Here is a 23,397-nt window from a genome sequence, read left to right as displayed (position 1 = left end):
GCAATTATGAGCAAAGTCAAAATCGCAATTATCGGTAATGGCATGGTCGGCCATCGCTTTATCGAGGACTTACTTGATAAAGCCCAGCCCGGCCAGTTCGACATTACCGTTTTCTGTGAAGAGCCGCGCAAAGCCTACGACCGCGTGCATCTCTCTTCCTATTTTTCCCACCATACCGCTGAAGAATTATCCCTGGTTCGCGAAGGCTTCTATGAGAAGCACGGCGTCAATGTGCTGGTGGGCGAACGCGCCATCACCATTAACCGCCAGGAAAAAGTGATTCATTCTAATACCGGTCGTACCGTGTATTACGACAAACTGGTTATGGCGACAGGCTCCTACCCGTGGATCCCGCCAATTAAAGGTTCCGAAACGCAAGATTGTTTCGTCTACCGCACCATTGAAGATTTGAACGCAATCGAAGCCTGCGCTCGCCGCAGTAAACGCGGCGCCGTCGTCGGCGGCGGTCTGCTTGGTCTGGAAGCGGCAGGCGCCCTGAAAAACCTCGGCGTGGAAACTCACGTTATCGAATTTGCGCCAATGCTGATGGCAGAACAGCTTGATCGGATGGGCGGCGAGCAGTTACGCAACAAAATCGAAAGCATGGGCGTGCGGGTTCACACCAGCAAAAACACCCTGGAGATCGTTCAGGAAGGGAAAGAAGCGCGTAAAACTATGCGCTTTGCCGATGGCAGCGAGCTTGAAATCGACTTTATCGTCTTTTCAACCGGTATCCGTCCGCGCGACAAACTGGCTACCCAATGTGGCCTGGCTACAGCACAGCGTGGTGGTATCGCCATCAACGATAGCTGCCAGACCTCCGATCCGGACATCTACGCCATCGGCGAATGCGCAAGCTGGAACAACCGCGTGTATGGCCTGGTTGCCCCGGGCTACAAAATGGCGCAGGTCACGGCCGACCATCTGTTAGGCAGCGAAAACGCCTTTGAAGGCGCAGACATGAGCGCCAAACTCAAGCTGCTGGGCGTGGACGTTGGCGGGATTGGCGATGCGCACGCTCGCACGCCAAACGCCCGTAGCTACGTTTACCTGGACGAAAGCAAAGAAGTTTATAAACGTCTGGTAGTCAGCGAAGACAATAAAACTTTGCTGGGCGCGGTCCTGGTTGGCGACACCAGCGATTACGGCAACCTGCTGCAGCTTGTCCTGAACGCCATTGAGCTGCCGGAAAACCCGGACGCGCTGATTCTGCCTTCTCATGCCGGCAGCGGCAAACCTTCCATCGGCGTCGATAAACTGCCGGATACCGCGCAGATTTGCTCCTGCTTCGACGTCACCAAAGGCGATCTGGTTAACGCCATCAACAAAGGCTGCCACACCGTTGCGGCGCTGAAGGCAGAAACCAAAGCCGGTACCGGCTGCGGCGGCTGTATTCCGCTGGTAACCCAGGTGCTGAACGCCGAGCTGGCCAAACAGGGCATCGAAGTTAACAACAACCTGTGCGAGCACTTCGCGTTCTCCCGTCAGGAGCTTTACCATCTGATCCGTGTTGAAGGCATTAAATCCTTCGACGAACTGCTGACTAAATACGGTAAAGGCTACGGCTGCGAAGTCTGTAAACCAACCGTGGGTTCTTTGCTGGCCTCCTGCTGGAACGATTATGTGCTCGAGCCTCAGCACACCCCGCTGCAGGACACCAACGACAACTTCCTGGGCAACATCCAGAAAGACGGCACCTACTCGGTAATCCCGCGTTCCGCCGGCGGCGAAATCACGCCGGAAGGGCTGATGGAAGTAGGCCGCATCGCTCGTAAATACAACCTCTATACCAAAATCACCGGCTCTCAGCGTATCGGCCTGTTCGGCGCGCAGAAAGATGATTTACCAGAAATCTGGCGTCAACTGATTGAGGCAGGCTTTGAAACCGGCCACGCCTACGCGAAAGCGCTGCGCATGGCGAAAACCTGCGTGGGCAGCACCTGGTGCCGTTACGGCGTCGGCGACAGCGTAGGCTTCGGCGTAGAGCTGGAAAACCGTTACAAAGGTATCCGTACTCCGCACAAAATGAAGTTCGGCGTATCCGGTTGTACCCGTGAATGTGCGGAAGCGCAGGGTAAAGACGTGGGCATTATCGCCACCGAAAAAGGCTGGAACCTGTACGTCTGCGGTAACGGCGGCATGAAACCACGCCATGCGGATCTGCTGGCGGCGGACCTGGATCGCGACACGCTGATTAACTATCTCGACCGCTTCATGATGTTCTACATTCGTACCGCCGATAAGCTGACCCGTACTTCCGTGTGGCTGGAAAACCTGGAAGGCGGCATTGAGTATCTGCAAAAAGTCATTATCGAAGACAAACTGGGTCTGAACGCCCAGCTCGAAGCGGAACTGGCTCGCCTGCGTGAGAAAGTGATCTGCGAATGGACCGAAACGGTGAACACGCCAGAAGCGCAGGTTCGCTTCAAACACTTCATCAACAGCCCGCAGCGTGACCCGAACGTGCAAATTGTACCCGAGCGCGCTCAGCACCGTCCGGCCACGCCTTACGAGCGTATCCCAGTCACCATGGTAGAAGCGGAGGAAATCGTATGAGCCAGTGGACTACCGTTTGTCAGTTAAACGACATTCTGCCAGCAACCGGCGTTTGCGCGCTGCTGGGCGATGAGCAGGTAGCGATTTTCCGCCCGCGCAACGACGAGCAGATTTACGCCATCAGCAATATCGACCCCTTCTTTAAAGCGAGCGTGCTGTCTCGCGGGTTAATTGCCGAGCACCAGAACGAACTGTGGGTTGCCAGCCCGCTGAAAAAACAGCGTTTCCGTCTGCGTGACGGGCTGTGCATGGAAGATGAAAGCCGCTCCGTCGCGCATTTTGCAGCGCGCGTTCAGGACGGCATGGTACAGATAAAAGCTCAATAAAAATTATTCCGACCGAAGCGTAGGGTGGAAAAACGTAGCGCCTTCCACCGCATCTTTTAGGCGGCGGATGGCGCGCCGCTTATTCGCCCTGCGATATTCAGGATCGGAAAGCACACATTACCTGACTTATCTTTTATTTATTATTTTCAACTATTTGGGATAACAAAAATGTTCACCGATACCATTAATAAATGTGCGGCGAATGCCGCTCGTATTGCCCAGCTGTCGAAAAACAGCCCGCTCGGTTTCTGGGTCAGCTCTGCAATGGCGGGCGCCTACGTCGGCCTCGGCATTATCCTTATCTTCACCCTCGGAAACTTGCTCGATCCTTCTATTCGCCCACTGGTTATGGGAGCGACCTTTGGTATCGCCCTGACGCTTGTCATCATCGCAGGCTCCGAGCTGTTCACCGGCCACACCATGTTCCTGACCTTTGGCGTTAAAGCGGGGACTATTTCTCACGGCCAGATGTGGGCGATTCTGCCGCAAACCTGGCTGGGCAACCTGGTGGGTTCGGTGTTTGTCGCACTGCTGTATAGCTGGGGAGGCGGTAGCCTGCTGCCGGTTGATACCAGCATCGTCCACACCGTCGCGCTGGCAAAAACCACCGCGCCAGCAATGACGCTGTTCTTCAAAGGCGCGCTGTGTAACTGGCTGGTTTGTCTGGCGATCTGGATGGCAATTCGTACCGAAGGCGCGGCGAAATTCATCGCTATCTGGTGGTGTCTGCTGGCGTTTATCGCTTCCGGCTACGAACACTCCATCGCCAATATGACGCTGTTTGCATTGTCCTGGTTTGGTCACCATAGCGAGGCTTATACGCTAGGCGGAATCGGCCATAACCTGCTGTGGGTAACGCTTGGGAATACCCTTTCCGGTGTAGTATTCATGGGTCTGGGTTATTGGTATGCTACGCCAAAAGCCGAACGCCCACAGCCAGAGCGAATCGCTGCGCCTGAGACTGTACGCCAATAATTGAGGATTGACCGTGGATCACCTGCCCATATTTTGTCAGCTACGAGATCGCGCCTGCCTGCTGGTTGGCGGTGGCGATGTCGCAGAGCGTAAAGCACGTTTATTGATGGAGGCAGGTGCTCGCGTCACCGTTAATGCCCTGGACTTCACACCGCAATTCAAAGTGTGGGCGGAACAGGGCATGCTCACTCTTGAACCGGGTGAATTCTCCCCTTCGCTGCTTGATACCTGCTGGCTGGCGATTGCCGCAACCGATAACGACGAAGTTAATCAGCAGGTCAGCGATACGTGCGAATCGCGCCGCATTTTCTGCAACGTGGTCGACGCGCCTAAACAAGCCAGCTTTATTATGCCGTCGATTATCGATCGATCGCCGCTGATGGTCGCCGTCTCCTCAGGCGGCACTTCACCGGTGCTGGCGCGTTTGCTGCGGGAAAAACTCGAATCCATCCTGCCGCTGCATCTGGGCAAAATTGCCGGCTATGCAGGTACGCTGCGCGGGCGAGTCAAAGCGAAATTTACCACCATGGGCGAACGCCGCCGCTTCTGGGAAAAATTCTTCACCAACGACCGGCTGGCGCAGTATCTGGCAAACGAAGACCAGAAGGCTATCGCCCAGGAAACCGAATCTATGTTTGCCGCCGAGCTGGATAACCGTGGCGAAGTGGTGCTGGTAGGCGCGGGACCTGGCGATGCAGGATTGCTGACCCTTAAAGGGCTGCAACAGATCCAGCAGGCGGACGTTGTGGTTTATGACCGTCTCGTCTCCGATGACATCATGAACCTCGTTCGTCGCGATGCGGATCGTGTGTTTGTCGGTAAACGAGCAGGTTTCCACTGTGTGCCGCAGGAGGAAATTAATCAGATCCTACTGCGTGAAGCCCAGAAAGGTAAGCGCGTGGTGCGTCTGAAAGGCGGCGATCCGTTTATCTTTGGCCGCGGTGGCGAAGAGCTGGAAACGCTGTGTAGCGGCGGTATCCCTTTCTCTGTTGTGCCGGGAATTACCGCGGCGTCAGGCTGTTCCGCTTATTCCGGCATTCCGTTAACTCACCGTGACTATGCGCAAAGCGTGCGGCTGGTAACGGGACACCTGAAAACGGGCGGCGAACTGGACTGGGAAAACCTGGCGGCAGAAAAGCAAACGCTGGTGTTTTATATGGGCCTGAACCAGGCGCCAGCTATTCAACAAAACCTCATCAGTCACGGAATGCCTGCCGATATGCCGGTAGCGCTGGTGGAAAACGGCACCTCCGTTAAGCAGCGTGTCGTCAGCGGAGCGCTGAGTGAACTTGGCGAACTGGCGACGCAGGTTGAAAGCCCGTCGCTGATTATTGTCGGGCGCGTGGTTGCGTTGCGCGATAAGCTGAACTGGTTCTCAAATCACTGATCGTTATGCACAGAACGTAAAAAGGAGGCTTTCGCCTCCTTTTTTATTGCTCTGGCCTTACGGCTGGGCAACAAAGCCAATCACTTCGTACACTTTTTTCAGCGTTGCGCTGGCGTGCGCGCGAGCTTTTTCAGCGCCGTCTTTCATAACCTGATGCAGGAAGGCTTCGTCATTGCGGTAGCGGTTATAGCGCTCCTGAAGTTCAATCAGCATACCTGAGACGGCTTCGGCAGCCTCACCTTTCAGGTGACCATACATTTTGCCTTCAAAGTGTTGCTCGAGTTCCGGGATAGTTTTCCCTGTTACGCCAGACATGATATCCAGCAGGTTGGAAACCCCGGCTTTGTTTACTACGTCGTAGCGTACAACAGGCGGCTCATCGGAGTCGGTTACCGCGCGTTTAAGCTTTTTCACCACCGATTTTGGATCTTCCAGCAGGCCGATAACGTTGTTGCGGTTATCGTCAGATTTGGACATCTTCCTGGTCGGTTCCAGCAGGGACATTACGCGCGCGCCGGACTTAGGAATAAACGGCTCCGGCACTTTAAATATGTCGCCATACAGCGCATTAAAGCGTGCAGCGATATCGCGGCTCAGCTCCAGGTGCTGCTTCTGGTCTTCGCCCACCGGCACAAGATTGGTCTGGTAGAGCAGAATATCAGCGGCCATCAGTACCGGATAATCGAACAGCCCGGCGTTGATATTCTCAGCGTAACGCGATGATTTGTCTTTGAACTGCGTCATGCGGCTCAGCTCGCCGAAATAGGTATAGCAGTTCAGCACCCAGCTTAGCTGCGCGTGCTCCGGCACGTGGGACTGAACGAAGATAGTGCTTTTAGCCGGGTCGATGCCGCAGGCCAGATATAGCGCAAGCGTATCGAGCGTCGCTTTACGCAGCGCGTTCGCATCCTGACGCACGGTGATCGCGTGCTGGTCAACGATGCAGTAAATGCAGTGGTAATCGTCTTGCATGTGAACCCACTGACGCAGCGCACCCATGTAGTTACCAATGGTTAATTCACCTGAAGGCTGTGCGCCGCTAAAAACGATGGGCTTACTCATGTTCTGTTTCCTGATTTTCTTTGCAAGGGAGCCCGAGAGCGGGCAATAAGTCACTGAACTTATCAAACACGACGTCCGGTTTGCTCAGCTCAATAGCTTCACCATAGTTGTAACCGTAGGTCATGCCAACACAAGGGCTGCCCGCAGCCTGTGCGGCAAGAATATCATTGCGGGAATCCCCCACAAACAGCAGCTCTTCCGCGCTCAGGTTAAGCTTTTCCATGACCTTAAACAGCGGCTCCGGATGCGGTTTCTTATTTTCCACATCATCGCCGCCGATAACTACCTGGAAGTATTGCGCGATGCCTAGTTTCTCAAGCAGGGGCATAACAAACGGCGTGGGTTTATTGGTCACCAGGCCCATTGGCAGGCCATTTTCTGCCAGCGCGGCCAGCGTGCTGGCGACGTGTGGGAACAGGAAGCTGCCTTCGTCGACCGTTTGCGCATAGAAGTTATCAAACAGTTTACGCGCGATAAGGCACTGATCGAACTGCGGCTCCTGGCCTTTTAACGCCCACGTTAGCGCGCGCTGAACCAGCACGTCAGCGCCGTTTCCAATCCATTTTTCGACGTTTTCTTCGCCGGCCGTTGGCAATTCAAGCGCGTAGAGCGTCTGATCCATCGCCTGGCTTAAGCCCAGCGCCGTATCCACCAGGGTGCCGTCCAGATCAAAGGCGACACCGCGAATTTTTTCTAACTTATTCATGACTTACCTTTGCCAGTTCATCGCGCATGCGATCGATGACTGCTTTATAATCAGGCTGACTGAAGATGGCCGAACCTGCGACAAACATGTCCGCGCCCGCCGCGGCAATCTCCGCAATATTATCAACTTTCACGCCGCCATCGACTTCAAGGCGAATATCATATCCGGAAGCATCGATGCGCTCACGCACCTGGCGTAGTTTTTCCAGCGTATGCGGAATGAACGACTGTCCACCGAAGCCCGGGTTTACGGACATCAGCAAAATGACGTCCAGTTTATCCATCACGTGATCCAGCCAGCTAAGCGAGGTTGCTGGGTTAAACACCAGGCCTGCTTTACAGCCGTGCTCTTTAATGAGCTGCAGGGAACGGTCAACGTGCTCGGAAGCTTCGGGATGGAAGGTGATAATGCTGGCGCCGGCCTGCGCAAAATCCGGGATGATGCGATCGACAGGTTTGACCATCAGATGCACGTCAATCGGCGCGGTGATGCCGTAATCACGCAGTGATTTCAGCACCATTGGACCGATGGTCAAGTTTGGAACGTAGTGGTTATCCATAACATCGAAATGGACGACGTCGCTACCTGCAGCCAATACTTTGGCCGTGTCTTCGCCCAGGCGGGCAAAATCGGCAGACAGGATTGAGGGGGCAATCAAATACTGTTTCATCCGCTTCTCCAATATATTGTCATTTTTGAGGCGAACGAAACGGCTCAGGCTACGCCGTAAAGCGCCAGCAGTTCGTCCACCTTGTTACGCGTTCCGCCATTTCTGCTGATACTGCGTCTGACCTGCAGCTTATGCAGCTTCGCCTGCTGATACCAAATCCGCGTCAGTTCGGTGTCATGATTGGAAATCAGCACCGGGATACGGTTTTCCTGCAAACTTTCTGCAAGCGCAGCCAGGTGTCGCTGCTGCACTATGCTGAAGCTATCCGTATGATAAGCCGTGAAATTCGCCGTGGCCGACAACGGCGCGTACGGCGGATCGCAATACACCACCGAGCCCGCGGCGGCATCCATCATGCTCACATCATACGACTGACAGACAAAAGTAGCGTGTTGGGCCTGCTCGGCAAAATGGTACAGTTCCTCTTCGGGGAAGTAGGGCTTGCTGTAGCGGCCAAACGGCACATTGAATTCACCACGCAGGTTATAACGACAAAGGCCGTTGTAACAATGGCGATTAAGATACAAAAACAGCACCGCGCGACGAAACGCGTCTTTGCACTGATTAAACTCGATACGGAAACGATAGAACGCTTCACCGTCGTTACATTCCGGCGTAAACAGGCTGCGGGCTTCCTGAACATACTCGTCGGTACGCGCTTTGACAATGTTGTACAGGTTAATCAGATCGCTGTTGATATCCGCAAGGATATAGCGTGAATAGTCAGTGTTCAGAAAGACAGAGCCTGCACCAACGAACGGCTCAATCAGACAATCACCTTCTGGCAGATACTTCTTTATGTCGTCAAGCAGGGGGTATTTCCCCCCTGCCCATTTCAGAAAAGCGCGATTTTTTTTCATGCTGTCTAACTATTTACACCTTCTCCAGCTGTGGAAAGGTTCCGACAGCGACTGCGCTTGTTCATCACTTCAGATCGGACTGAACCTGATGAATTGGTTTTGCCCACGGATTCTTCGCTTGCACGTCAGCCGGCAGAGTTGAAACGGCACGTTTCGCCTCGTCTTTGCTGGCGTAAACACCGCTTATCAGCACATACCACGGCTGACCGTTACGCACAGTCTGGTACACCATGTAATGTTGCAGATTCTCTTTTTTCGCCCATGCGTTCAGATTTGCAGAGTTAGAAGAAGAGCTGAGCTGCAGCGTGTAATGGCTACCTGGCGCGCCTTTAATTGCGCTTGCATCGCCGGTCACCGTTGCGCCGCCTGCCGCTGGCGCAGCGGCGCTTGCTGATGCTTTCGGCGCCGCCGTTGCCGCAGGCTCGTTACGTTTTGCGGTCGTAACCGGTTTTGGTTCCGCTACGTTAGTTTTTGCCGTCGCCTGAGGTTTAGTTTGCGCTGGCTGAGTTTTGTGCGGCTCAATCACCACTTTTTTACGCTCTGGACGTGGGGCAGGCTGACGGGCTGGCTCATTATTTGAAGCAGCCTGCGTCGGCGCAGAAGAGGCATTGCTACCCGCAACACGAGCAACCGTAGCGGGTTGCGTCGGCAGAGTAGAACCGTTGGCTGCGTTGTCGATCTGGCCCTGCTGCTGAGTGAGCGCATTGTTCAGATCGCCCGGCACTTCCACACGCTGCTGGCCTTCAGGAGTCGGCTGCGTTTGCGCTTCGGTTGGGGTAGAAGAAATAGGAGGTAAATTAACTTCCTGCGGTCGCTGGTCTGCATTAGCAGTCTGATTAGCAACGGTTGCTTCACCGGGCTGTGGCTGAGAACCATTTACCTGATTGGCGACGGAATCATTCGTGCCAGAAAGATCGATACTCTTCTCGGCGTTCGGATTTTTATTGGCGGTTTCCGTGTCGGTTGAAGGCGACTTGAGCGCGGAGCCGATTCCAATGATGAGCAGTAGCAGAACCAGAATACCAATCCCCATCATCAGATGCTGACGAGAAACAGGTACTTTTTGTTTTGGCGCATTTTTACGCCCACGCGCGGGGCGGCGTTCGGCGGCTTCAACTTTCAGACCGTCATCACCTTCATATTCTTCTTCGTCGCGAGGGCGACGCGAACGCGAGGAACGAGGTTCATCAGCATCAAGGTCAACATCATCGACGTTGATCTGCGGTTCGTTCTCGAACTCGTCAGATTTGCGTGAACGATCTCGACGACGATCGCTGGGATCGGGTTTCAGCTCGTCTTCCGGTTTGAATTCATCCATTTAACACCCCACTCAAAGGCTTATGCCAGCGATACGTACTTTGCACATCACCCGAAGTTAAAAATCGCCAGAACGCTGCGACCAATCATTTCTAATAGTTAAGCCTGCTGACAATCAGCAATGGCTGACAGAACGACATCGTGTGGCACTCCGCCACGCACTTCACTCTTTCCTATAGCCTGCGGCAGCACAAGACGCAGCTCGCCCCCCAGGACTTTTTTGTCACGCATCATGTGGGGCATATATGCGTCTGCTGACATTTCCTTCGGCCCGGTGACGGGCAACCCGGCACGTTGTAGCAACGTAATGACACGCTGAACGTCAGCCTCACTGAACTGTCCCAAACGAAACGCTGTACGTGCGGCCATGACCATACCGGCTGCAACCGCTTCGCCGTGTAACCAGTTGCCATAGCCCATTTCGGCTTCAATCGCATGGCCAAAGGTATGGCCCAGATTGAGTAAAGCACGTAAGCCGCTTTCACGCTCGTCGGCGGCAACAACTTCTGCTTTCAGCTCACAACAACGGCGAATGCAATAAGCCATCGTTTTGCCGTCCAGCGCTAACAAAGCATCAAGGTTATCCTCAAGCCAGCTAAAGAACGCCGCATCCAGGATAATGCCGTATTTGATAACTTCAGCCAGGCCCGACGCCAGCTCCCGTTTCGGCAACGTGCTCAGACAGTCGAGATCCACCACCACCGAAGCAGGCTGGTAGAACGCGCCAATCATATTTTTACCGAGGGGATGGTTAACGGCTGTTTTGCCGCCAACGGAGGAGTCCACCTGCGAAAGCAAAGTGGTGGGAACCTGAATAAAACGTACACCGCGCTGATAGCTCGCTGCCGCAAAACCGGTCAGATCGCCCACTACGCCGCCGCCCAGGGCAATTAGCGTTGTGTCACGACCGTGCGGTTTTTCCAGCAGTGCCGTAAAGACGGTATCGAGTACAGCAAGGCTTTTGAATTTTTCGCCATCCGGAAGAATGACGGTATCGACTTTAACGCCCGCTTGCTCAAGCAAACCACGAACCTTATCCAGGTAAAGTGGCGCAAGGGTCTCGTTGGTCACCAGCATCGTCTGGTCGCCAGCTTTCAGCGGCCAAAAGGACGCCGAGTCATTAAATAACCCGGCAGCGATGGTGATAGGGTAACTACGTTCCCCGAGAGTAACAGCTAACCTCTCCATAACGCGAAGTCCACCTTAAGAAGCTTTGCCCGCAGGCGTTGTTCGATTAAGCCAGAATCAATTGCTTTCCAACATATGAATAATCTGGTTAGCAACCACTTTGGCACTTTGGTCGTCAGTGCGAATCGTCACATCAGCAATCTCTTCGTAAAGAGGATTGCGTTCTTGCGCCAGGGCCTCAAGAACTTCACGAGGTGGCGTCTCAACCTGCAGCAGCGGGCGCTTTTTATCGCGCTGAGTGCGAGCAAGTTGCTTCTCAATTGTGGTTTCAAGATAAACCACAACGCCACGGGCCGAGAGACGGTTACGGGTTTCGCGAGACTTCACAGAGCCGCCACCAGTCGCCAGCACAATGCCCTGTTTTTCAGTGAGTTCGTTGATGATTTTTTCTTCGCGATCGCGGAAGCCTTCTTCGCCTTCAACGTCGAATACCCAGCCCACATCAGCTCCGGTACGTTTCTCAATCTCTTGATCAGAATCGAAAAATTCCATATTGAGTTGCTGAGCTAACTGACGCCCAATAGTGCTTTTGCCGGCACCCATAGGCCCAACCAGAAAGATATTGCGTTTCTCTGCCATTTTTTCGGTACTACTAAGACAATTCGTTGATGATAAACCCGCCCGGTAACAACCTGCTGCGGCGGGACATGAACTGAAACCTCATAAGCGATAGTGCGAGAGTCAGACTAAAAATTATCTCAACACTCAAGGTAGTTTGGCAACCGATTAAATCACTCAACGTCCCAGGTGAGGGACGAAAAGTATAAATCAGGTTTATCGGTCGCAGGAAATTATTACCCTGCCTCTCGAAACGGTACACCTTGTAAGCTAATTCCTCTCTGGCGTCAAACACCTGAGCGACGATTACGAGAAAAATCCCTCGGCGACTTTAGAAAACGCTACGGAATCGGGATAAGTCGGGGTGTAATAAAAACCACAAGCTCGCGGCGTTGGCTATCTTTCGCATCGTGGCGAAACAGGCCTCCAAGCAGCGGAATACCGCTTAGCAAGGGAACACTGTCGCGACTGTCTTTATTATGTTGCTGAAAAATTCCCCCCAACGCGAGCGTTTCTCCATTTTTCACTGACACGACGGTCTCGATTTCTTGCTTATCTATTGCCAGCGCTTCTCCATTAGCCTGCTCAATGCTGCGTCCCGGCATATTCTGGCTAATTCGCAGTTTTAAACGAATGTTACCCTGCGGCTGGATGGTTGGCGTCACTTCCATACCCAGCACTGCTTCTTTAAATTCAACGGACGTTGACCCTTTGTCCCCGCTGGAAACCTGATAAGGGATCTCCGTACCCTGCTTGATACTCGCTGGCTGCTGATGGGCGGCCATCAGACGAGGACTCGCAATAATCTCAAGCTGCTGCTGTTGCTCAAGAGCAGACAGTTCCATTTCAAGGAATCGCCCATCAATGCGCGCAATATTAAATCCGATACGCGTTGTGGCATTGTTTACGGAAACATCGGCCCCTAACCCTGTGAAATCAGGGGCAGCGCTACTCTTGTTATCCTGCGCATGGTTCCATTTCACCCCCAGTTCATGCAGCTTGTTCTGGTTAATCGTGACGATATGCGCCGCGATTTCCACCTGACCCATAGGGAGATCCATTTCTTTCATCCAGCCGGCTATCTGCTTTAAAGCGAGTTTGTTATCCCTAACGATGAGACGATTGGTACGTTTGTCCACGGTGATGCTCCCGCGTGGGCTTAATAATTTCTCGCCCGCAGCTTTGAGCGATGCGGCTAACTCGCCTGCGTCGGCATGAGCCGGTGAAAATACCTGGTTAAGCAATGGCTGCTTTAACGCCTGCTGCTTTCGCCGCTCATCCTGCACGGCCTGTTGTTGCTGAAGCCTTGCTTTCGGTACGATTTGCAGGACGTTTCCTTCGCGAAGCTGAGTTAACTCCGCGGTTTCCAGCACCAGCCTGAAGGCCTGTTTCAGGGGAATGTTTTGCAGATGTAATGACACGACGCCCTCCACGCCGGGGGCAATCAGTAGGTTGACGTTCTGGTTTTCTGCCAGCGCCTGTAAAACATGGGCCACGGGTGCATTATCCAGCACCAGAGACACGCCTTTATCCGCGAGGCTGACTAACGGCCACGCTATCAGCAGAACGAGCGTACGCATCCATGCCATATTTTTTCCCTTCTATTTTCCATGAATAAAGAGGCTGCTCGCATTCTGCAGGCACCGTTACGGATAAAAGCTGTTGATTGATTTCGAGCACCTGCACACCGTGCTCCATCTGCATACCGCGAGTGATACGGCGCCAGTTTTGCTGTGGATCATGCATTACGGCAATTGCGCCTTTCTCAGAGCTAATCACGCCATGGATTGACCAGCGAGCCAACTGTTTAAGCAAGGCATCGCAAGGCGCAAGCAGCGGTTGAAATGGATTTCGAGGCATGGAAGAGGCCGAATGAACCACCATCAGCAGAACAAAAAGGAGGTTACGGTTCATCGATAAAGTCCAGGGCCATGGTCAACTTAAGCAGTTCGCCTTTTGGTTCGACGATAAAACTCTGCAGCGCAACGGCGCGGTAGCCAGACAAACGAGCAAACAAAGAAGGGAGCTTTTCCCATGGCAACAGCATTTCAAGCATTGCGGGTTTGCTCTCCGGCTGCCATTTTTCAAGTTTCCCTGCGCAGTGGTGGGCAAGATCCACCGCTGAAAAATGCTCAAGCGGCGCGGCGGCAATATGTTGACCCGTTTCACGGGTTGACGAAACCAAAGAGACAAGGCTGTGGCGCAGCAAGGTTATCTTTCGGCTTTCTTGCTGATTTTTAAATAAAGATTTCTGTAACTTCGCCTGCTGCGGCTGCATAACGAAGCATACCAACAGGATAATCGCAGCGCCGTTAACAGCGGCCATGCTCGCGCATTTCACCCAGCGAGGCGCGGTTAGCCAACGCTCACTCAGCATGACCTGCCTCCGTGGATTTAAAAGTAAAGGTGAATGCCAGCGGGCTGTTTGTTTTGCCTTGAATTCCCTTCGCCTCCAGATCAACCGCGCCAGGAAGCTGCCGCAGATTTTGTTCCAGCAGCCGAATATCCGCAGCCTTTTGCGCATGGCCGTGAATGACTACCTGCCCATTTTTCATGGAAAGAGAGGTAAGCCAGACGCTGGCGGGCAATAAACTAGCCAGTTGGATAAACCGCGGCTCCCACCTGCTTACCGCTAACCGCTGTGCTTTACGCCTTTCCTGTAATTTTTGTCGCTTATCCAGCATCTGCGCCTCCTGATATTTGCGCTGCAACGAGCTACGAAGCTGCGACAAATATTCGGCCCGTATGCGTTGTTTATCCTCCTGCCACGCAGTCAAAGCAGGTCTGGCGATACCCGCCAGCATCACCAAAAGCACGCATCCTGCGGCAAATAAAATCCAGTAGCGTAACTGCCGCTGGCGGCATTGTTTTCTCCAGGGCAGTAGATTGATATAAGGCGTCATCGGCTGACCCGCCCGATTGCCAGTCCAATAGCCACCGTAAAACTCCCGCCATGTTGTGGTAATGGCGGCTGCAGCCGAACCAACGCACGCCAGGCGTCTAAGGGAAGCGCCCCCGAAGGCACGGGTTCCGCTACCGCACTGCTGAAGGCAACTTCGTGTGGCTCTACCGCCAGTTGCAGGCATAAATCGGAGAAGGTCTGCGCCTGACGGGCATCCACCCAGCCCCACTCGGGCTCATCGCTTGAGGTTGCCCAAAGCCAGTGATCGCACTCGCGATGCACCAGAAAACGCGGCTTAGCCGGGCCGCATAAGCTGCCGAGAGCGGGAAGCACACTCGCACCGGGGGTAAGCGTCGCTGGAAACAGGCGTTGCTTTGCAAGGCTTGTAAGCATTTCCTGAACTTCGCTGTACCGTGCGGCTATTACCCGTAATTGAGCCGGATCCTGCGGCATCGCCGTGTAATCCCAGCTCAGTTGAGCTGGCGTCATCTGTAACTGCCTTGCGGCGGCAGCGGCGAGATAGCTTTCACGGGCCGGTTCCTGCAGACGATTATCTGGAGTCGGAACAGGTCGTTGTAAGGTGCGTTGGGTAGGGAAAGCGACGCGAAGTTGATGACGTAGCGGCAGCTCCCGCCGCCATTGCGCCAGCCCTTTTATCAGGTTCTCTGGCGATTGCAGAACCCCTTCCCGAAAGGTGTTTTCTGGCAGTGGAATAAGCCACCAGTGGCGCAATTGCCACCCCTGACGCCGCCGCTGTACCGCCACCGCGCGCAATGTTTCATGTTGAATTTCCAGGCCTATTTGCCAGGCAGTGATAACCATAGTGACGATCTCCGTATCCTTTGCTTTCGAATTTGGCATATCAAAGCTTCTGGCTTGCATTTATACTACCGCGCGTTTGTTTATAAACTGCCCAATGGAAACGTAATGGGAAATTTAAGGTGAAGTTCGTAAAGTATTTATTAATCCTTGCAGTGTGTTGCATTCTGCTGGGAGCCGGCTCGATTTACGGGTTATACAAATATATAGAGCCGCAGCTACCTGATGTCGCCACGCTAAAAGATGTGCGGCTGCAGATTCCAATGCAGGTCTACAGCGCTGACGGGGAACTGATTGCCCAGTACGGTGAGAAACGTCGTATTCCGCTGACGCTCAACCAAATCCCACCGGAAATGGTGAAAGCGTTCATCGCTACCGAAGACAGCCGCTTCTACGAGCATCACGGCGTTGACCCGGTTGGGATTTTCCGTGCTGCAAGCGTTGCTCTCTTTTCAGGTCATGCTTCACAGGGCGCGAGCACCATTACTCAGCAGTTAGCGCGTAACTTCTTCCTGAGCCCCGAACGCACCATGATGCGTAAGATAAAGGAAGCGTTTCTGGCGGTACGTATTGAGCAACTGCTGAGCAAAGATGAAATCCTTGAACTCTATCTGAACAAAATTTACCTGGGTTATCGCGCGTACGGTGTTGGCGCGGCGGCTCAGGTTTATTTCGGTAAATCAGTCGATCAGCTCACGCTTAGTGAAATGGCGGTTATTGCCGGTTTGCCAAAAGCGCCGTCTACATTTAACCCGCTGTATTCACTGGAAAGATCAACCGCGCGCCGCAATGTTGTTCTCTCTCGTATGTTAAGTGAAAACTACATTAACCAGTCGCAATACGATGAAGCTCGCAGCCAGCCAATCGTTGCGAACTATCACGCGCCGGAAATAGCCTTCTCAGCGCCTTATTTGTCAGAGCTGGTGCGCCAGGATCTGGTAAGCCGCTACGGCGATAAAGCCTATGAAGACGGCTATAAGGTTTACACCACCATTACCCGCAAAATTCAGCAGGGCGCCCAGCAGGCCGTACGCAACAACGTTATGGCTTACGATATGCGCCACGGCTACCGTGGCCCGTCAAACGTGCTGTGGAAAGTGGGTGAAAGCGCCTGGGATGAGAAGAAAATCATCGATTCCCTGAAAAATCTGCCTGTTTATGGTCCGCTGTTCCCGGCGGTTGTTACCGCTGCGAATCCAACTGAAGCAACGGCGCTAATGGCCGACGGTACTTCTGTATCGCTAGGCATGAGCGGCGTACGCTGGGCACGCCCGTATCGTTCGGATACCTCGCAAGGCCCTACCCCGCGCAAAATCACTGATGTGATCCAGACCGGGCAGCAGATTTGGGTACGCAAAGTTGATGATGCCTGGTGGCTAGGACAGGTTCCGGATGTGAATTCCGCGCTGGTTTCCATCAACCCGCGCGACGGCGCAGTGCTGGCCCTGGTCGGCGGATTCGACTTCAACCAAAGCAAATTTAACCGGGCCACGCAGGCTCTGCGCCAGGTGGGTTCGAATATTAAACCGTTCCTTTATACCGCCGCGATGGACAAAGGCTTAACTCTGGCAAGCATCCTGAACGATGTGCCTGTCTCACGATGGGATGCTGGCGCCGGTTCCGACTGGCGTCCTAAAAACTCACCGCCGGAATATGCCGGGCCGATTCGCCTGCGTCAGGGCCTGGGCCAGTCGAAAAACGTGGTGATGGTTCGTGCGATGCGTGCAATGGGCGTGGATTACGCCGCCGAGTATTTGCAGCGTTTCGGCTTCCCGGCGCAGAATATTGTGCATACCGAATCTTTAGCGCTGGGCTCCGCCTCATTCACGCCGATGCAGGTCGCTCGCGGCTATTCGGTAATGGCAAACGGCGGCTTCCTGGTTGACCCATATTTCATCAGCAAAATCGTTGACGATAACGGTCAAACCATTTTTGAAGCTAAGCCGAAAATAGCCTGCGCCGAGTGCGATCTGCCGGTTATTTATGGCGAAACGCAGAAATCTGACGTGCTGGAAAATCAGGACGTTGAAGATGTGGCCGTTTCTCAGGAGCAGCAAAATTCCAGCGTGCCAATGCCAAAACTGGAGCAGGCGAACAACGAACTGGTCGCCCAAACAACCGCGCCGGAATACGCGCCGCATGTGATTAACACGCCGCTGTCGTTCCTGATAAAAAGCGCGCTCAATACCAATATCTATGGAGAACCGGGCTGGCAGGGTACAGGCTGGCGCGCCGGACGCGATTTAAAACGCCGCGATATCGGCGGCAAAACCGGTACGACCAACAGCTCAAAAGATGCATGGTTCTCAGGTTATGGTCCGGGCGTTGTGACTTCCGTGTGGATTGGCTTTGACGATCATCGCCGCGATCTTGGCCGCACCTCTGCAAGCGGCGCCATTAAAGATCAGATTTCAGGCTATGAAGGCGGTGCCAAGAGCGCTCAACCAGCATGGGATGATTTCATGAAAGTGGCGCTGGACGGCGTACCTGAAGAGCCGCTGACCCCGCCGCCGGGCATTGTGACGGTGAATATCGATCGCAGCACCGGGCAGTTGGCTAATGGCGGCAACAGTCGTGAAGAATATTTCATTGAAGGCACCCAGCCAACGCAACAGGCGGTGCATGAAGTGGGCACAACGATTATTGATAACGGCGAAGAGCACGAGCTGTTCTGATGCAAAAAAAGCCCTTCAGATTGAAGGGCTTTTTTATGAATTTCTACAAACGTCCCTGCTCTTTCAGCCATTCCCTGACAAGGAACAGGGCGCTGACGTTGCGCGCCTCGCTGAAATCTTCTTCATCCAGCAAATCCATTAACGACGTCAGCGGCCAGCGAACCTGCGGGAGTTCTTCAGGCTCGTCACCTTCCAGAGATTCAGGATAAAGGCCTTCCGCAATCACAATATTCATTTTGCTTGAGAAATAAGACGGCGCCATGGTGAGCTTTTTGAGGAAGGTCAGTTCATTTGCGCCAAAACCCACTTCTTCTTTAAGCTCGCGGTTTGCCGCTTCAAATACGGTTTCACCCGGATCAATCAGCCCTTTAGAAAAGCCAAGCTCATAAGATTCTGTGCCAACGGCGTATTCACGAATCAGGATCACATGGTCGTCCACAATTGGGACTATCATCACCGCTTCGCGCGAAGAAGGACGCATACGTTCATACACGCGACGAACGCCATTGCTAAACTCCAGGTCCACCGTTTCGACATTAAACAGACGTGAACGGGCCACGGTTTCAACATGTAAAATGGTCGGTTTTTGTAAGGATTTGCTCATGGGGGGCTGGATTTAACTGTGGGAACAGAAAGCTATTGTGCGGTATGCCGCACATCTCGCGCAATGTACATTGGTTATTATTTACATTTTTGTAACTTCATATCGCCATGAACGGCGCTGACTTATATGTCAATAGCCAGCAATGAAATAGGAATTTGCTGATATTTACCGGGAAGTCGCTTTGCTAACATCAGTTTACCGCAGGTTGTGCCCTTATAAATATGTCTCAAGTTCTTATTCATACCTGCCGATAACAATTCTTACACCCATAACATTGTGAAGGGGTGCAACTTGCTGCGCTTGAATAAGAAAACGATTATTTGATGGGGAAAGCATGAGCACCTTACTACTTCTTTTAGCTGCTATGCTGGCCTGTGTATTGATTGCCGGATGGTTGGTCTGGCGCAGCCTCAGGCTGCGTGCCCGTTTGCCACACACGCAATCCTTTACCGGAGCGACCTCGCGCAAGTTAACCGCCGAAGAACGCACTGCTGTTGAAAACTACATTGAGACGCTAACCCGCACGCAGGATATCGTCGGGCCTTCTGGCGCCAGTACCGCGCCGGTGAAGCTGGTTCTTAATGCGCAGAGCAATACGGTTCTCTCTCTGACTCGCTCTATCACTCGCTATGGCCTGTCCACTGACGACGCCAACAAATGGCGATATTACCTTGATTCCGTTGAAGTTCATCTCCCTCCTTTCTGGGAGCAGTACATCACCAACGATAATAACGTTGAGCTGATCCGCACTGAAACCGTGCCGCTGGTGATCTCGCTCAATGGCCACACGCTAAGCGAAGACAGCAGCGAAAATCGGGGCTTCGCCCTTGAACGCACCACGGCCAGCCAGGCCTCCATTCGCGGTGAAGAAAGCGAGCAAATCGAGCTGCTGAATATCCGCCAGGAAACGCCGGAAGAAGCCGCGCTGAGTCGGCCGGACGGGCTGCGTGAAGCCATTCTTATGTGCGTCGCGTTCATGATGTTATTCTTTTGTCTGGTTAGCCCTTCCGTGGTGTTGCCGTGGCTGTTGGGCGGCGCAGTCATGCTGTTGGCAGCAAGTCTTTGGGGGCTATTCGCGCCTCCTGCAAAGAACACGCTGCGCGAAATACACTGCCTGCGCGGCACGCCAAAGCGCTGGGGTTTATTTGGCGAATCCAACCAGGAGCAGATCAACAACATCTCTCTGGGCATTATCGATCTGGTTTACCCCCCGCACTGGCAGCCCTACGTGGCGCAGGATCTGGGGCAAGAAACCGACATTGATATCTATCTGGATCGCAACGTTGTGCGCCAGGGGCGCTTTCTGTCGCTGCACGATGAGGTCAAAAACTTCCCGATTCAGCACTGGGTGCGCAACCTGGTGATTGCCACCGGTGCACTGGTGGTGCTGTTGATGCTGACCATTTGGGTTCCGCTTGAGATGCCGCTTAAGTTAAGTATCTCCTGGCTGAAAGGCGCGCAGTCAATCGAAGCCACAAGCGTTGCAGATCTGAATAACACTAAGCTACGCGTCGGCGATACGCTACGCGTCAAAGGCACCGGCATGTGTAATATCCATTTGCCCGGCACTTACTCCAGCAGACAGAACTACCCGTTTACGCCATTTGACTGCTCGCAAATTGTCTGGAATACCGCACGCCCGTTACCGCTGCCGGAATCAGATATCATGGATAAGGCCACCGCCCTCATTCAGGCCGTGAGCGGTCAAATCCACCCGCAAACCGAAGCCGACTCTAAGGTTAATCCGCAGTTAAGAACCGCTATTCAAAAATCGGGGATGGTGCTGCTGGATGATTTCGCCGGTATCGTGCAAAAAACCCAGGCGCTTTGCACGGCGGATGATGAATGTGTGCGGCTGAAAAACGCTCTGATTAACCTTGGCAATACTAAAGACTGGGATTCCCTGATCAAACGAGCCGACGCAGGCAAACTCGACGGCGTAAACGTCCTGTTACGCCCGGTCAGCGCCGAGTCGCTCGATAATCTGGTGACCACATCCACCGCCCCGTTCTTCGTCCGTGAAACCGCCCGCGCCGCGCAGAAGCTCAACAGCCCGGCGCCCGGCGGATTTGTCATTATCAGCGACGAAGGAAGCGATCTGGTCGATCAACCGCTGCCTCCGGTTTCTCTGTATGACTACCCCGCACAGGAGCAATGGCAAGAATTCCAGCGCCTTGCCGATATGCTGCTTCAGACGCCTTTTGGCGCCGAAGGTATTATTACCGGCCTGAGCACCGATGCGAACGGCACGCAGCACGTCACGCTGCACCGCATCCCGGACAGCGGCAGCCTTTGGCGTTATATCGCCACGACGTTGCTTCTTTTTAGTATGTTAGTCAGCCTTGCGGTTAACGGTATTCTTGCACTGCGCCGTTATCGCCGCAGCCGTAATCGCCTGGCGCAGATCCAGCAATACTACGAAAGCTGCATAAATCCGTCGTTGACGCCGCTCCCCGCAGTGCGTTCGCTGTTCTAAACTTCACGCGACAGTGTGCTAACCTGTCGCGCAGTTTTCCCCCAATCAGGTTTAACCCATGCATATTGATATTGCCTGGCAGGACGTCGACACCGTTTTGCTCGATATGGACGGCACGCTGCTGGATCTCGCATTTGACAACCACTTCTGGCAAAAACTGGTTCCGGAAACCGTAAGCCTTGAGCGAGGCATTTCCCTGGATGAAGCACACCTGCTGATTGCCCGTGAATATCATGCCGTGCAACATACGCTAAACTGGTACTGTCTGGATTACTGGAGCGAAAGGCTTGGGCTGGATATCTGCGCCATGACCACCGCTCAGGGACCAAATGCCGTGCTGCGTGAAGATACCGCCCCGTTCCTTGATGCGTTAAAAGCCTGTGGTAAACGGCGAATTCTGCTGACCAACGCGCATCCCTATAACCTGGCAGTCAAACTTGAACACACCGGTTTAGCGCAGCACCTTGATTTATTGCTTTCCACCCACACATTTGGTTATCCGAAAGAGGATCAACGTTTGTGGCAGGCCGTTGCGGCACATACGGGGCTGGATGAAGCAAGAACCGTATTTATTGATGACAGCGAGCCGATTCTGGATGCGGCGGCAAAGTTTGGTATTCGTTACTGCCTTGGCGTCACTAATCCGGACTCCGGGATGGCAGACAAAATCTACCAGCGTCATCCCGCGTTGAATGATTACCGTCGCCTGATTCCCTCGCTTCGGGTTAAGGAGTCGCCATGAAAGAGAAATCGTCCGAAGGCATACGCCTTGATAAATGGCTTTGGGCAGCACGTTTCTACAAAACCCGCGCCGTAGCCCGGGAAATGATTGAAGGCGGTAAGGTGCATTACAACGGGCAGCGCAGTAAACCCAGTAAGATTGTTGAACTCAACGCCATGCTAACGCTGCGCCAGGGCAATGACGAACGCACGGTTAAAGTGCTTGGCATCACCGAGCAGCGTCGCCCGGCAACGGAAGCTATGCAGCTTTATGAAGAGACGGCGGAGAGTATCGAAAAACGGGAAAAAACGGCGCTGGCACGCAAAATGAACTCGCTGACCATGCCGCACCCGGACCGTCGCCCGGACAAAAAAGAGCGCCGGGACCTGATGAAATTTAAACACGGCGGCAACGACTAGCTGCCGCCTGAATGAGAGAAAACTATGGCTCAACACGACCAACTCCATCGTTACCTGTTTGAAAACTATGCCGTACGCGGCGAACTGGTAACGGTATCCGAAACCTGGCAGCACATCATGGAAAACCATGATTATCCGCAGCCGGTAAAAAAAATCCTCGGCGAACTGCTGGTCGCGACTAGCCTGCTGACGGCAACCCTGAAGTTTGACGGCGACATCACCGTTCAGTTGCAGGGCGACGGTCCGATGACCCTCGCGGTAATCAACGGCAATAACAAACAGCAAATGCGCGGCGTGGCTCGCGTTCAGGGCGATATCCCGGCTGATGCCGATTTGAAAACCCTGGTCGGCAACGGTTACCTGGTTATTACCATTACCCCTGCTGAAGGTGAGCGCTATCAGGGCGTTGTAGGGCTGGAAGGCGATACGCTGGCCGACTGCCTGGAAGATTACTTCCTGCGCTCCGAGCAGCTACCTACACGCCTGTTCATCCGTACCGGCGACGTTGAAGGCCAGCCGGCCGCGGGCGGCATGCTGCTGCAGGTTCTGCCGGCGCAAAATGCTCAGGCTGATGACTTCACTCACCTGGCTGCGCTGACTGAAACCATCAAGGCTGAAGAGCTATTGACGCTGCCAGCTAATGACGTGCTGTGGCGCCTGTATCATGAAGAAGAAGTGACGCTTTACGATCCGCAAGCCGTTGAGTTTAAGTGCACCTGTTCCCGCGAACGCTGCGCCGACGCGCTGAAAACCCTGCCGGACGAAGAAGTGGACAGCATCATCGCAGACGATGGCGAAATCGACATGAACTGCGACTACTGCGGTAATCACTATGTGTTCGACGCCATGGACATTGCCGCAATTCGCAACAATGCCTCCCCGGCGGACCCGCAGGTTCATTAATTTATCCCCGCGGCGGATAGCGACTTCCCGCTTATCCGCCCTGCTTTTTCAACGCGTTTCTGACGATAGCGCTCTCATTCACAAAGCATCCGTTTATCGCACTACTTTTTAACATATTCGGAATATTTTACCCGACGTTTAGCCAATTCCTGCCATACTCTCACCCCGTTGTGACTAGCTTCACAGCGTTTTCCGCTACTTGATTTGAGTCGGATGCTCAAATCTATGAGTTTGGTCGCGGTTAACAACCAATAAACAACCCTACAATCTGAG

At 53.7% G+C, this 23,397-nt stretch carries 22 protein-coding genes; 9 read left to right on the top strand and 13 right to left on the bottom strand.

Translation table 11 applies throughout. The features are described from left to right. Positions 1-6 precede the first annotated feature (6 nt). The 4 genes from nirB (at position 7) to cysG (ending at position 5,244) form a co-directional block, all read left to right on the top strand. Positions 7-2,556 carry a nitrite reductase large subunit NirB gene (nirB, locus tag MUA00_RS16980; RefSeq protein ID WP_271124202.1) on the top strand — a complete coding sequence of 850 codons (2,550 nt, stop codon included), beginning with the start codon at positions 7-9 and terminating at the stop codon, positions 2,554-2,556. Next, positions 2,553-2,882 carry a nitrite reductase small subunit NirD gene (gene nirD, locus MUA00_RS16975; protein ID WP_271124201.1) on the top strand — a complete coding sequence of 110 codons (330 nt, stop codon included), beginning with the start codon at positions 2,553-2,555 and terminating at the stop codon, positions 2,880-2,882. The genes nirB and nirD overlap by 4 nt, the downstream gene beginning before the upstream one ends. Positions 2,883-3,050: 168 nt before the next feature. After that, a complete protein-coding gene (gene nirC, locus MUA00_RS16970; RefSeq protein ID WP_271124200.1) occupies positions 3,051-3,857 on the top strand; it encodes a nitrite transporter NirC in 807 nt (268 codons plus the stop codon). A gap of 13 nt (positions 3,858-3,870) precedes the next feature. Continuing rightward, entirely contained in the window at positions 3,871-5,244 is a 1,374-nt protein-coding gene (gene cysG / locus MUA00_RS16965; RefSeq protein WP_271124199.1) for a siroheme synthase CysG, read from the top strand. Between the two features lie 57 nt (positions 5,245-5,301). Here the strand turns inward: cysG and trpS are convergent, their stop codons facing one another. From trpS to MUA00_RS16905, 12 genes are all read right to left on the bottom strand, one after another. Then, positions 5,302-6,306 carry a tryptophan--tRNA ligase gene (gene trpS, locus MUA00_RS16960; RefSeq protein WP_271124198.1) on the bottom strand — a complete coding sequence of 335 codons (1,005 nt, stop codon included), beginning with the start codon at positions 6,304-6,306 and terminating at the stop codon, positions 5,302-5,304. Beyond that, the gene (locus MUA00_RS16955) at positions 6,299-7,012 is read right to left on the bottom strand and encodes a phosphoglycolate phosphatase (protein WP_271124197.1); all 714 of its coding nucleotides are present in this window, start codon (positions 7,010-7,012) and stop codon (positions 6,299-6,301) included. The genes trpS and MUA00_RS16955 overlap by 8 nt, the downstream gene beginning before the upstream one ends. Continuing rightward, entirely contained in the window at positions 7,005-7,682 is a 678-nt protein-coding gene (rpe, locus tag MUA00_RS16950) for a ribulose-phosphate 3-epimerase (RefSeq protein WP_271124196.1), read from the bottom strand. The genes MUA00_RS16955 and rpe overlap by 8 nt, the downstream gene beginning before the upstream one ends. 44 nt (positions 7,683-7,726) lie before the next feature. After that, entirely contained in the window at positions 7,727-8,542 is an 816-nt protein-coding gene (gene dam / locus MUA00_RS16945; RefSeq protein WP_271124195.1) for an adenine-specific DNA-methyltransferase, read from the bottom strand. A gap of 64 nt (positions 8,543-8,606) precedes the next feature. Beyond that, entirely contained in the window at positions 8,607-9,860 is a 1,254-nt protein-coding gene (damX, locus tag MUA00_RS16940; RefSeq protein WP_271124194.1) for a cell division protein DamX, read from the bottom strand. A 98-nt stretch (positions 9,861-9,958) separates the two neighbouring features. Beyond that, on the bottom strand, positions 9,959-11,047 hold the full coding sequence (gene aroB, locus MUA00_RS16935; RefSeq protein ID WP_271124193.1) for a 3-dehydroquinate synthase: 1,089 nt from the start codon (positions 11,045-11,047) through the stop codon (positions 9,959-9,961). Between the two features lie 57 nt (positions 11,048-11,104). Next, positions 11,105-11,626: a shikimate kinase AroK gene (gene aroK, locus MUA00_RS16930; protein WP_121267467.1), complete on the bottom strand. Its 522-nt coding sequence runs from the start codon at positions 11,624-11,626 to the stop codon at positions 11,105-11,107. A 320-nt stretch (positions 11,627-11,946) separates the two neighbouring features. Next, complete coding sequence (pilQ, locus tag MUA00_RS16925) at positions 11,947-13,194, bottom strand: type IV pilus secretin PilQ (protein ID WP_271124192.1); 1,248 nt, start codon at positions 13,192-13,194, stop codon at positions 11,947-11,949. Continuing rightward, on the bottom strand, positions 13,133-13,519 hold the full coding sequence (locus MUA00_RS16920; RefSeq protein WP_271124191.1) for a HofP DNA utilization family protein: 387 nt from the start codon (positions 13,517-13,519) through the stop codon (positions 13,133-13,135). Before MUA00_RS16920 ends, pilQ begins: the two co-directional genes overlap by 62 nt. Further along, positions 13,509-13,982, bottom strand: a complete 474-nt coding sequence (locus tag MUA00_RS16915) for a HofO family protein (protein WP_271124190.1) — start codon at positions 13,980-13,982, stop codon at positions 13,509-13,511. The genes MUA00_RS16920 and MUA00_RS16915 overlap by 11 nt, the downstream gene beginning before the upstream one ends. Continuing rightward, a complete protein-coding gene (locus MUA00_RS16910; protein ID WP_271124189.1) occupies positions 13,972-14,508 on the bottom strand; it encodes a PilN domain-containing protein in 537 nt (178 codons plus the stop codon). Before MUA00_RS16910 ends, MUA00_RS16915 begins: the two co-directional genes overlap by 11 nt. After that, positions 14,505-15,368 carry a type IV pilus biogenesis protein PilM gene (locus tag MUA00_RS16905; RefSeq protein ID WP_271124188.1) on the bottom strand — a complete coding sequence of 288 codons (864 nt, stop codon included), beginning with the start codon at positions 15,366-15,368 and terminating at the stop codon, positions 14,505-14,507. The genes MUA00_RS16910 and MUA00_RS16905 overlap by 4 nt, the downstream gene beginning before the upstream one ends. An 80-nt stretch (positions 15,369-15,448) precedes the next feature. On the opposite strand from MUA00_RS16905, the gene mrcA reads away from it, so the two are divergent. Next, on the top strand, positions 15,449-18,001 hold the full coding sequence (gene mrcA, locus MUA00_RS16900; protein ID WP_271124187.1) for a peptidoglycan glycosyltransferase/peptidoglycan DD-transpeptidase MrcA: 2,553 nt from the start codon (positions 15,449-15,451) through the stop codon (positions 17,999-18,001). A 43-nt stretch (positions 18,002-18,044) separates the two neighbouring features. Here the strand turns inward: mrcA and nudE are convergent, their stop codons facing one another. Further along, positions 18,045-18,605 (bottom strand): ADP compounds hydrolase NudE, encoded by a 561-nt coding sequence (gene nudE, locus MUA00_RS16895; protein WP_271124186.1) that lies wholly within the window; start codon positions 18,603-18,605, stop codon positions 18,045-18,047. 334 nt (positions 18,606-18,939) lie between these two features. Between nudE and MUA00_RS16890 the strand changes: the two genes are divergently transcribed. Genes MUA00_RS16890 through hslO form a run of 4 tightly spaced genes read left to right on the top strand, consistent with a single transcriptional unit; the run spans position 18,940 to position 23,124 of the window. After that, positions 18,940-21,081, top strand: a complete 2,142-nt coding sequence (locus MUA00_RS16890) for an intracellular growth attenuator family protein (protein WP_271124185.1) — start codon at positions 18,940-18,942, stop codon at positions 21,079-21,081. Between the two features lie 58 nt (positions 21,082-21,139). Beyond that, complete coding sequence (yrfG, locus tag MUA00_RS16885; RefSeq protein ID WP_271124184.1) at positions 21,140-21,823, top strand: GMP/IMP nucleotidase; 684 nt, start codon at positions 21,140-21,142, stop codon at positions 21,821-21,823. Beyond that, positions 21,820-22,221: a ribosome-associated heat shock protein Hsp15 gene (hslR, locus tag MUA00_RS16880; protein WP_271124183.1), complete on the top strand. Its 402-nt coding sequence runs from the start codon at positions 21,820-21,822 to the stop codon at positions 22,219-22,221. Before yrfG ends, hslR begins: the two co-directional genes overlap by 4 nt. Before the next feature lie 24 nt (positions 22,222-22,245). Then, a complete protein-coding gene (gene hslO / locus MUA00_RS16875) occupies positions 22,246-23,124 on the top strand; it encodes an Hsp33 family molecular chaperone HslO (protein WP_271124182.1) in 879 nt (292 codons plus the stop codon). Positions 23,125-23,397: the final 273 nt, after the last annotated feature.

The sequence above is a fragment of the Dryocola boscaweniae genome (assembly GCF_025215095.1).
Lineage (GTDB): Bacteria > Pseudomonadota > Gammaproteobacteria > Enterobacterales > Enterobacteriaceae > Dryocola > Dryocola boscaweniae.
Note: the sequence above shows the minus strand (reverse complement) of the source record. Positions and strands in the feature narration are given on the sequence as shown.